Genomic DNA, 9181 nt, shown 5'->3' on the forward strand with positions numbered 1-9181 from the left:
CGCCCTCCCCGCCCACAGCGTGGGGTGAAGGTGCGGGTTGCTCACGACATGCTTGAAGCGGTTATTTTTCCCGCAGCTTCTGTCCAAAATGAGTGCAGCCGCGCGGTCGACTTCCGTTGACCGGAAGGGCCGCGCAGCTAACCTTTAGGGGCAGTGTCCTTTCCGACACTGCCCCCGCCCCGGTCTGGGGACACCAGTCCCCTGGCCGGGGCGCCCATCCCATCCCGTTTGCCAGAGGCAGCCGGCGAAAACGAGCGAGTGACAACAGCGCCGCTTGCTCGATATCATTCCGTCCCCGCGGGACTCATGTGTCCGCCCGTAAAGGACGTGTTTGATGCTGATCGGCGTGCCCTCCGAAATCAAAGACAACGAAGCCCGCGTCGGGCTGATTCCCAGTTCGGTTCATGAATTGGTCCATCACGGACATCGGGTGATGGTGCAGGCCGATGCCGGCCTGGGCGCTGGGCTCTTCAACGAAGATTACGTTGCGGCAGGCGCCGAGATCGTCGACGGGCCGGAACGGATTTTTGCCGATGCCGACATGATCGTGAAGGTCAAGGAGCCGCTCGCTCGAGAGCGCAAGCAGCTGCGGCCAGGCCAGGTCCTGTTCACCTACCTGCACCTCGCGCCCGATCCGGAGCAGACCCGCGATCTCATTGCATCGGGCGCCGTCTGCATTGCCTACGAGACCGTCACATCGCCCTCCGGCGCACTTCCGCTGCTGACGCCCATGTCGGAAGTGGCGGGTCGCCTCGCTCCGCAGGTTGGCGCTCATGCGCTCGAGAAAGCGCAGGGCGGGCGCGGGATTCTCCTCGGGGGCGTGCCGGGGGTGCCCGCGGCTTCGGTGGTGATCATCGGCGGTGGTGTTTCGGGCACGCATGCAGCCACCATCGCGATCGGAATGGGCGCGCAGGTCACGGTCGTCGATCGATCGGCGGACGCGTTGAAGCGGCTTTCGGCGCAGTTCGGCAACGCCGTCTCGACGGTGTATTCGACGCGCAGCGCGATCGCCCAATTGGTGAAGGATGCGGACCTCGTCATCGGCGCAGTCCTGATTCCCGGCGCAGAGGCGCCGAAACTGGTGAGCCGCGAGATGATCGCCAGCATGAAAAAAGGTGCGGTGGTGGTCGATATCGCCATCGACCAGGGCGGCTGCTTCGAGACCTCGCACGCGACCACCCATTCAGACCCCACCTATGTGGTCGACGGCGTGGTGCATTATTGCGTGGCGAACATGCCCGGCGCCGTGGCGCGGACCTCGACCTTCGCCCTTAACAACGCAACGTTGCCGTTTGCCCTAGCGCTGGCAAATCAGGGTTGGCGGGAGGCGTTATTGCGGGACCCGTATCTGCTCGCGGGGCTAAACGTGTGCAGGGGCCAACTCACATGCAAGCCGGTAGCGCAGGCGCAGGATCTGCCTTTCGTCGAACCGTTGGTGGCGGTTCGCCAATCCTGAGCGCCGGCCCTTCAGTCGTTGCATTCGGCCGGACCATCGAGCACTGGCTGTTTCATTCCCGTGCGGTGAGGTCGGAAAGACCTTGCTGCAATTCCATCGGGTCGATCGCGATCTTGAGAACGGTGCCGCCGAAATCGAGGGCAAGAACGGGCGCGCCGTCGTGACGTTCGACCCGCGTCCCGAGCGGGCGAAGCGGAACGCTCTTCGGGTGGTTCGGACCCGCGCTCTCGCTGAACGCCGGCGGTGGCAGAGCCGCGTAGACGCGCGCCACTTCGGATAAAAGATCGGTCAGAATCGGCGTCGAATCGACGGTGCCGAGAAGAACTTCGTATTCCAGCCCCGCCTCGGTGCGGATGGCCAGCGAAAAGACTCGTCCGTCTTCCGCAACCGTGACGCGCCAGGCTTTCGAACCGATCCGTTTTACCAATGCGTGCACTCCCGTTTCGATCTGCGTTTCTTTAGCATATCGGCCGAAGTGACAAGGCAGTACGCATCCTTTCAAAATGTGGCATGAAGAAATGGCGTTGCTTGGCGATTCTATCCCGGCTGCCGCCACTTCGCGTTACACACGAGAGAAGTCCTTACGATCAAAGGACTCGGTCCAGATGGAGATTGCCTATGCGCCGCGCCGTCCTTTTCGGAGCTTTCCTCTTCGCCCTGTCGGTTCAGGCCAATGCCCAGACCGGCCCCGCGGCGCCTGGCGGTGCGATGTCGCCTGCGGAAATTCGGGAGTTGCTTGACGCCGCGAAAGCAACCGCCAAGGCATCCCGCGAGAACGTCGATTATATTCGCGTCGTTCCCGACATCCTCTACCAGGTTCTCGCCAAGCTCGACAAAGTCGAGACCAAGCTCGACAAGATCGAAAACGAGCTGAAGGCGGCCAGAGGCTCGGTCGCGAAGAAGCGTTGAGCGCGCTCGACTTCGCTATACTGTCACAATAACCGTCTCACCAAATGTTAACGGGTTTCTTGCATCCTACGAGCGTCGCAACCGACCTTTTCGAGGGTACCGATGCTTACCGAGCGCAAGACCCGCCACCCTGACGGCATCACCGAAGAGCGGCTCGAAAGGGCGCTGGAGGTTCTGTCGGCGCTTGTTGCCGAACATGGCGAGAAGCATGTTCCGTTGCGTGCGATGATCGAGGGCCAACTCTGCGAACTGCGCGCTCGCAAACTCACGCGTGACCGGATGCCGGCTTACGCGGAAGCGGGCTGACCGTCTTGAGGCTCGCCGACACAGTGAGGTCGCATCTTCGTGCCTTCGGAGGCGCGGCCCCGCGCACCGTCCCAGCGGCAGGCATTGCTTTTGCCCATCACATCTCCGCCGGGCATGCATCCGGCGCGCCTATGATCGAGAGGCCCCCCATGCAGGCTCCCGCGATGATGCAGTCCGCACCCGTTGTGGCGCCCGATCTCGCGACCGAGCATCTCACCCAGCAAATGCTGACGCTCGTCGAAATCGCCGCGACACAGGATCGTCAGATACAGGCACTCAAAACGCGCTGCGAACGGCTGGAGCGGCGCGAGCAAGCCGGCATGGTGGCCTTCACGGCGTTCTTTCACATCCTCGACGCGAACAGAGTGTCGGATCTCGCCGCAATGGCGGGGGTATTTGGAAATCTCATCGGTCAGGCGCAGCAACTCGACTTGCCGGAGGATTCGATCCTCTATCTGCGCCAGATCGAAACGATGCTGCGCGACCAGCATTCGGACGACCAGGACACTGCCTCCTAGAGTCGGATTCAGTTTCTTCGAATCTGATCCGGCTCTATCTCTTTGCTTTGGCGCATGATCCTTCGGCAAACCGGTAGCCACTTCGCCGGATCAGGCGCTGGAGGCTTCAGATCCCTCGGCAGGACATTACCCGAAAGAGGCGCCAAGCATCATTGCGGGCGCTTGCTTTCCCGCCGAAACGAGATCAGATTCTCTTCAGGCGCACATGATCGCGCTTGCGACGAGCACCGGGCGGGCGCGGATGTACCGCCTTCCCGGTTCGCTCGTCGACCTATCGGCCCTTCTTGTCCGCCGGAAGATGGCGCGTGTAATTCTTCTCGCGCTCATCCCTGCTTTGCGCCAGTTCCTCGTAAGCTTTCTTGTCCTCCGGCGACAGGACGACGCGTCGTGCCGGGGCTGTCCGCTGTCGCGGTTTCGCCCGCTTGAATGTCTCGGTAGGTCCAGTCATTGAGCGCGCTTCCTTGAATGGGTTTCGCGACACTATAGGCGCGAAGAGGCCTGCGCGACAGGGTTCGCCGATCCTGTGGGCAAATCTTTCGTCGCTCTCCGAACCAATGGGCCCGGACGGTGTTTCGCCTATCCGGGTATACGCCGCTCGGCGACCGGATGATCCGCTCTGGGGACCTCCATCGGGTCCGGGGAGGACAATCATGCCAGGCAAAAGATCACGTCGGCCCAAGCCGGAGCACAGGGAGGCCGTGCGGCTGTCTTGGAAAAGCCGCCACATCCCGATCGGCACGATCCTGATCGGCTCGTTGGCTCTTGTCGGCGTGTTGTCGGCGGTTTTCATGGTCCTGGCGGAAGGTCCATCCAACGTGCTTCCATGATGGGAAAATCGGCCCCCGCGGCGCGACTCGGAGAAGATCATGAGCGATGAATCGCGCCATATCGTGTGTCCGCATTGCGCGGGCGTGAACCGCGTGCCGGGCGATAAGGACGCCGCCAAGGCGAAATGCGGCCGGTGCCACCGCCCCCTTTTCAGCGGGAGCGCGTTTCAAGCGACGGCCAAAAACTTCGACACGCATGTCACGCGCAACGAAATCCCGGTGGTGGTGGATTTCTGGGCCGCATGGTGCGGCCCATGCAAGAGCATGGCGCCGGTATTCGAGCGCGTTACGGCCGAGCTTGAACCGCAGGCCCGCTTTTTGAAGGTCGACACGGATGCGGAACAGGAGTTGGCCGCGCGCTACAATATCCGCAGCATTCCCACCCTGATGATGTTTCGGAAAGGCGCGCTCGTGGCGCAACGCGCCGGCGCCAGCGATGCGCAAAGTCTGCGCGCGTGGCTGCAGCAACACCTGAATTGAGCGGAGCAATCCGCGACGCGTCACGCCCCCGCGACATCAACGACATTTTGAGATTCCCCGCTGTTGGCTTAAGGCTGTGGCCACGATCCGGTCGTCCAGCTCTCCCATTTTTCAGCGAGCCAGCACCATGCATCGCCAGAATGCGAAACTTTCGATTGTTGCTAACGGTCGGTTAAAGTGCCCGGTGCACACTGGCGCATGTCCGGCACACCTCCCATGACATCGGCTGATCCGCCCCACGCCCCGGCGGTTCGCCACCTGTCGCTCGCTTTCGCGAAATCGTTCCGACCATGGTTTCTGGGACTTGCCGTCGCCACTCTTGCGTTCGCTTCCGCCGCCACCGGCACACAGGATGCGACCGCGAACGGCGACACGCGAAGCTTGACGATATTCCACACGCATTCCCGCGAAAGCTTGACAGTGACGTTCCGGCGCGACGGGCGCTACGACGATCAGGCCCTGTCGCAACTCAACTGGCTGCTGCGCGACTGGCGCACGGACGAATCGACGAAGATGGACCCGCGGCTCTTCGACATTCTGTGGGAACTCTATCGCGAGGTCGGTTCGCGCGAGCCCATCAACATCATTTCGGCTTACAGGTCACCCGCCACCAACGGCATGTTGCGACGGCGATCGAGCGGTGTCTCCGAGCATAGCCAGCACATGCTCGGAAAAGCGATGGATATTCGCCTGCCCGACGTGGACACCGCCCGCCTGCGAGCCGCCGCCATGCGCCTGCAATATGGCGGCGTGGGCTATTACAGTTCGAGTGCGTTCGTGCATGTGGATACCGGCAACGTGCGCGCCTGGCCGCGCATGACGCAGGACCAGCTTGCGCGCCTGTTCCCGGATGGCAAGACGCTACACCTCCCATCGAATGGCAAGCCGCTCGCCGGATATGAGATCGCCAGGGCGGAGATTCCCGCCCGGAACGCCGCCCTCGCGAAGCAGGCTTCCGCGGGCGGCGGCTCGGTTGGCGGGTTGCTGGCGGGGCTGTTCGGCAAGGGCAAGCCGGCGCCCGCACCGGCCGCGCCTGAGCCGACACCGGTCAAGGTGGCAAGTGCCGCCGTGGAGCCGGAAATCATCGAACCGACAGCAATCGCGCCTCCGCTGCCGCCGCGCCGTCCGGCCATGCAGGCCATCGTGGTGGCAAGCGCCGAGCCGATGGCGCTCCCGATCGCGGCGGCTGCGCCCGTGGCACCGGAGCCGGTGCGGAAGGCGACCAACTGGTCCGAGCCGAAGGCGGCGGCCAAAGCTCTGTTCGATTCGCGAACCGCCTCGCTCAATCTGACATTCGCCCCGCAACTGCCGGGCGATCTCACGATCACGCGGTTCAGCGGACCGGCGGTAAAACCCCTTCCCGTCTTGCGGCAGGCGAGCCTCTAGAGCCTGATCCGGCGAAGTGGATACCGTTCGCCGAAGGATTATGCTGAATCCGACTCTAGAGCCCTACTCCGTGCCGTCGCGCCGGAGCAGATAGGTGTCCATGATCCAGCCTTTCGCCCGCCGCATCTCTTCGCGGACGCGAAGAATTTCGTCCGCCACGTCCTTGAGCTTTCCTGAGATCAGCATTTCGTCGGCGGTGCCGAGATAGGCGCCCCAGTAGATCGTGGCGTCGTGCTCGCGCAGCGAACGCAGGCCCGAGCCGGGATCGAGCAGAACCACGCTGTCGATGTCGAACCCCGAGGCGACGCGCCGTCCCGTCGTGAGTTGGACCGGCTCGCCAATTCGGTTCAGCGGGATCTTGTGGCCGGCCGCCAGCGCCTGAGCGCTGCTGATGCCAGGGATCACCTCATAGTCGAAGAGCGTAACGCCGCGCGCTAGGATCTGATGCAGGATGCGGATCGTGCTGTCGTATAGTGCGGGATCGCCCCAGACGAGGAAGGCGCCGCTTTTGCCCTCTTCCAGTTCCTCACCGATCAACGTCTCGAAAACCGCCGCCTTGTCGGCGTGCCACGCATCCACGCCCGCCTTGTAATCGGCCGACGCCCTGTCGCGCTGGGGCTGCGGCACCTTCACGATCCGGTAGTTCGCATGCGTGATAAACCGCCGGCAGATCTCCTCGCGGACGTCGATGAGCTCTTCGGCCGCTTCACCCTTGTCGAGCACGAAGAACACGTCGACGGTGTTCAGCGCGTTGATCGCCTGCACGGTCATGTAGTCGGGATTGCCGGCGCCGATGCCGATCACCAGAACTTTTTTCATCGACGACTCCGGCACCTAGAATTCAATGCCCTGCTGGGATTTTACCCCAGCGGCGAAGTGATGCTTGACCAGCGTCATCTCGGTGACGAGATCCGCCGCCTCGATCAGCTCCGCCTTGGCGTTTCGACCGGTGACGACCACGTGAAGATCGGCGCGCCGGTCTCGCAGCGTCGCCACGACCTCATCGACGGGAAGGTAGTCGTAACGCAATGCGATATTCAGTTCGTCGAGCACGACCATGCGGATGTCGGGGCGCTCCATGAGTTCCTTGGCCTTGTCCCAGGCGCGCTTGGCCGCCGCGATGTCACGCTCCCGATCCTGCGTCTCCCACGTGAAGCCCTCGCCCATGGTGTGCCATTCGACAAGATCGTCGAACCGATCGAGCGCGGTCTTTTCGCCCGTGCTCCAGGCGCCCTTGATGAACTGCACGACCCCGACCTTCCAGCCATGGCCAAGCGCCCGCAGCAGAAGCCCGAACGCCGCCGTGCTCTTGCCCTTGCCGGGGCCGGTATGGACGACGAGCAGGCCCTTCTCGATGGTCTTGGAGGCGACTTCGCGATCCTGCACCTCCTTGCGCTTGGCCATCTTGGCCTTGTGGCGCTGGGTCGCATCGTCGTTGGCAATGGTCATGGCTTCGGCTCCTCATGGTCGCGGCATGCCCGTTGGACCCCGCCCGACAGAGTCCGTCAACAGCCAATCGCCGGAGATTGCGGGCTTGGACCGAACAGGTTAAGCATGGGGCGACGGTGCCTCGTCAGAGGTGAAAAGGGAACGCGGTTCAAGCCGCGGCTGCCCCCGCAACTGTAAGCAGCTAGGCCTATTCCAAGAGCCACTGAACTCCTGTTCGGGAAGGCGGAGCGGGTGCTGCGAGCCAGGAGACCTGCCGTCGCGTCGCTTCCTTCGGGCCAATCGGGCGGGGTGTCCTGTTGGCTGTACCGAGCCCGTCCGGGCTCGGCCTCGTCCGTGGAAGCTCATGGTTTCCATCCCCCTCCAGGCAGGGCGGATGCGGGATCGATTGGAGCGGTCGAGCAGATGGAAGACGGACGATCCCCGCCAGACGAATTGCTGCTCTACGTATGCGTGACCTGCCGCAAGGCCGGCGAGCCGGAAGGTGACATGCGCCCCGGCGCGCTGCTGCATCGCGCATTGCGCGCGGCGGTCAATGCCACCGACGAGAAGGGCGGCCCCGCGATCCGCGTGGAACCTGTCGAATGCCTGAGCGGCTGCAAGCGTGGCTGCACCATCGCCATCTCGGGTCCCGGCCGCTGGACCTACGTGTACGGCGATCTCGATCCCGCGACATCGGTCGATTCCATTCTCGACGGTCTGCGCCGCTACGGCGCGACCGCAAACGGACTGGTCCCATGGCGCGAGCGCCCGGAGGCCTTCCGCAAGGGCACCCTTGCCAGAATTCCCCCCTTCTCCCTCACCTCATCGGACAGGACCTCATGACCGACCTCACCAAGATCCCCTGCACCATCGTGACCGGCTTCCTCGGCGCGGGCAAAACGACCCTCGTGCGCAATCTTCTGCAGAACGCGCAAGGGCGCCGTCTTGCGGTGCTGGTCAACGAATTCGGCGATATCGGCTTCGACGGTTCCTTCATCGAGGGTTGCGGCATCAGCGGCTGCACCGAGGATGACATCGTCGAACTGCCCAATGGCTGCATCTGCTGCACGGTGGCGGACGACTTCGTCCCTGCCCTCACCAAGCTGCTCGACCGCCCCAACCCGCCCGAGCACATCCTGATCGAAACCTCCGGCCTCGCTTTGCCGAAGCCGCTGGTGACGGCGTTCAACTGGCCGGCGATTCGCTCGCGCGTCACGGTGGATGGCGTGATCGCGGTCGTCGACGGCCCGGCCCTGGCGGCAGGCTTCTTCGCCGACGATCCGGAGGCGCTCGCCGTCCAGCGCGGCGCGGACAATTCGGTCGATCATGACAACCCGCTCGAAGAGGTCTTCGAGGACCAGCTTCTCTGCGCCGACATGATCCTGCTCAACAAGAGCGATCTCATGACTGCCGACGACAAGGCGCGCGTGAAGGCGGATATCGCCGCGCACCTGCCGCGCTCGGTCAAGATCATCGAGACCGATCACAGCTTCGTCGATACCGCCCTCATCCTCGGCCTCAAGGCGGCGGCGGAAGGCGATCTTGCGGCGCGGCCATCGCATCACGACGAGGGCGAACACGACCACGATGATTTCGAAAGCATCGCCATCCCGGTCGGCATAGTCTCCTCCGCCGAGGCACTGGCATCCAGGGTTGGCAAGGCGGCGGACGCCGATGGCGTGCTTCGCATCAAGGGATTCGTGCCGGTCGAAGGCCGCCCGATGCGCCTGGTCGTGCAGGGCGTCGGCCGCCGCATCGCGCATCATTACGACCGCCCCTGGACGAATGGCGAAGATCGCCAGGGCCGTCTCGTGGTGATCGGCCTCAAGGGCTTCGACCGCGCATCGGTCGAAGCTGCTCTCGCGGGCTGA

Annotated in this window: 13 protein-coding genes and 1 riboswitch; of the genes, 9 read left to right on the forward strand and 4 right to left on the reverse strand. The window is 63.6% G+C overall.

The genetic code is table 11. The features are described from left to right. Positions 1-334 precede the first annotated feature (334 nt). Positions 335-1456: an alanine dehydrogenase gene (ald, locus tag FEZ63_RS18660; protein ID WP_150947298.1), complete on the forward strand. Its 1122-nt coding sequence runs from the start codon at positions 335-337 to the stop codon at positions 1454-1456. Positions 1457-1508: 52 nt separating this feature from the next. Here the strand turns inward: ald and FEZ63_RS18665 are convergent, their stop codons facing one another. Further along, the gene (locus FEZ63_RS18665) at positions 1509-1892 is read right to left on the reverse strand and encodes a hypothetical protein (RefSeq protein ID WP_150947300.1); all 384 of its coding nucleotides are present in this window, start codon (positions 1890-1892) and stop codon (positions 1509-1511) included. Between the two features lie 182 nt (positions 1893-2074). On the opposite strand from FEZ63_RS18665, the gene FEZ63_RS18670 reads away from it, so the two are divergent. From FEZ63_RS18670 to FEZ63_RS18680, 3 genes are all read left to right on the forward strand, one after another. Then, complete coding sequence (locus FEZ63_RS18670; protein ID WP_150947302.1) at positions 2075-2365, forward strand: hypothetical protein; 291 nt, start codon at positions 2075-2077, stop codon at positions 2363-2365. 102 nt (positions 2366-2467) lie between these two features. After that, the gene (locus tag FEZ63_RS18675) at positions 2468-2671 is read left to right on the forward strand and encodes a hypothetical protein (protein WP_150947304.1); all 204 of its coding nucleotides are present in this window, start codon (positions 2468-2470) and stop codon (positions 2669-2671) included. A gap of 149 nt (positions 2672-2820) precedes the next feature. Further along, entirely contained in the window at positions 2821-3189 is a 369-nt protein-coding gene (locus tag FEZ63_RS18680; protein WP_150947306.1) for a hypothetical protein, read from the forward strand. Positions 3190-3460: 271 nt separating this feature from the next. Here the strand turns inward: FEZ63_RS18680 and FEZ63_RS24865 are convergent, their stop codons facing one another. Further along, entirely contained in the window at positions 3461-3637 is a 177-nt protein-coding gene (locus FEZ63_RS24865) for a hypothetical protein (protein ID WP_153245866.1), read from the reverse strand. 202 nt (positions 3638-3839) lie between these two features. On the opposite strand from FEZ63_RS24865, the gene FEZ63_RS24870 reads away from it, so the two are divergent. The 3 genes from FEZ63_RS24870 (at position 3840) to mepK (ending at position 5882) form a co-directional block, all read left to right on the forward strand. Next, positions 3840-4016: a hypothetical protein gene (locus FEZ63_RS24870; RefSeq protein ID WP_153245867.1), complete on the forward strand. Its 177-nt coding sequence runs from the start codon at positions 3840-3842 to the stop codon at positions 4014-4016. A 39-nt stretch (positions 4017-4055) separates the two neighbouring features. Then, the gene (gene trxC / locus FEZ63_RS18685; protein ID WP_150947308.1) at positions 4056-4496 is read left to right on the forward strand and encodes a thioredoxin TrxC; all 441 of its coding nucleotides are present in this window, start codon (positions 4056-4058) and stop codon (positions 4494-4496) included. Between the two features lie 198 nt (positions 4497-4694). Beyond that, complete coding sequence (gene mepK / locus FEZ63_RS26065) at positions 4695-5882, forward strand: peptidoglycan L,D-endopeptidase MepK (RefSeq protein ID WP_338042235.1); 1188 nt, start codon at positions 4695-4697, stop codon at positions 5880-5882. 63 nt (positions 5883-5945) lie between these two features. Here the strand turns inward: mepK and cobF are convergent, their stop codons facing one another. Both cobF and cobO read right to left on the reverse strand, forming a co-directional pair. Further along, positions 5946-6701, reverse strand: coding sequence for a precorrin-6A synthase (deacetylating) (gene cobF / locus FEZ63_RS18695; protein WP_150947310.1), 756 nt, complete (start codon positions 6699-6701; stop codon positions 5946-5948). A gap of 15 nt (positions 6702-6716) precedes the next feature. After that, positions 6717-7331, reverse strand: coding sequence for a cob(I)yrinic acid a,c-diamide adenosyltransferase (gene cobO / locus FEZ63_RS18700; protein WP_150947312.1), 615 nt, complete (start codon positions 7329-7331; stop codon positions 6717-6719). Between the two features lie 97 nt (positions 7332-7428). Next, positions 7429-7603, forward strand: a riboswitch (cobalamin riboswitch). 130 nt (positions 7604-7733) lie between these two features. Between cobO and FEZ63_RS18705 the strand changes: the two genes are divergently transcribed. Both FEZ63_RS18705 and cobW read left to right on the forward strand, forming a co-directional pair. Continuing rightward, complete coding sequence (locus FEZ63_RS18705; protein WP_150947314.1) at positions 7734-8153, forward strand: DUF1636 family protein; 420 nt, start codon at positions 7734-7736, stop codon at positions 8151-8153. Next, positions 8150-9181: a cobalamin biosynthesis protein CobW gene (gene cobW, locus FEZ63_RS18710; RefSeq protein ID WP_150947316.1), complete on the forward strand. Its 1032-nt coding sequence runs from the start codon at positions 8150-8152 to the stop codon at positions 9179-9181. The genes FEZ63_RS18705 and cobW overlap by 4 nt, the downstream gene beginning before the upstream one ends.

Source organism: Microvirga brassicacearum (genome assembly GCF_008757455.1).
Taxonomy (GTDB): domain Bacteria; phylum Pseudomonadota; class Alphaproteobacteria; order Rhizobiales; family Beijerinckiaceae; genus Microvirga; species Microvirga brassicacearum.

What these genes read in the sequence shown, in the direction of transcription:
- ald (WP_150947298.1), top strand. Translation starts at nt 335, where the DNA reads ATGCTGATCGGCGTGCCCTCCGAAATCAAAGACAACGAAGCCCGCGTC.
- FEZ63_RS18670 (WP_150947302.1), top strand. Translation starts at nt 2,075, where the DNA reads ATGCGCCGCGCCGTCCTTTTCGGAGCTTTCCTCTTCGCCCTGTCGGTT.
- FEZ63_RS18675 (WP_150947304.1), top strand. Translation starts at nt 2,468, where the DNA reads ATGCTTACCGAGCGCAAGACCCGCCACCCTGACGGCATCACCGAAGAG.
- FEZ63_RS18680 (WP_150947306.1), top strand. Translation starts at nt 2,821, where the DNA reads ATGCAGGCTCCCGCGATGATGCAGTCCGCACCCGTTGTGGCGCCCGAT.
- FEZ63_RS24865 (WP_153245866.1), bottom strand. Translation starts at nt 3,637, where the DNA reads ATGACTGGACCTACCGAGACATTCAAGCGGGCGAAACCGCGACAGCGG.
- FEZ63_RS24870 (WP_153245867.1), top strand. Translation starts at nt 3,840, where the DNA reads ATGCCAGGCAAAAGATCACGTCGGCCCAAGCCGGAGCACAGGGAGGCC.
- trxC (WP_150947308.1), top strand. Translation starts at nt 4,056, where the DNA reads ATGAGCGATGAATCGCGCCATATCGTGTGTCCGCATTGCGCGGGCGTG.
- mepK (WP_338042235.1), top strand. Translation starts at nt 4,695, where the DNA reads ATGTCCGGCACACCTCCCATGACATCGGCTGATCCGCCCCACGCCCCG.
- cobF (WP_150947310.1), bottom strand. Translation starts at nt 6,701, where the DNA reads ATGAAAAAAGTTCTGGTGATCGGCATCGGCGCCGGCAATCCCGACTAC.
- cobO (WP_150947312.1), bottom strand. Translation starts at nt 7,331, where the DNA reads ATGACCATTGCCAACGACGATGCGACCCAGCGCCACAAGGCCAAGATG.
- FEZ63_RS18705 (WP_150947314.1), top strand. Translation starts at nt 7,734, where the DNA reads ATGGAAGACGGACGATCCCCGCCAGACGAATTGCTGCTCTACGTATGC.
- cobW (WP_150947316.1), top strand. Translation starts at nt 8,150, where the DNA reads ATGACCGACCTCACCAAGATCCCCTGCACCATCGTGACCGGCTTCCTC.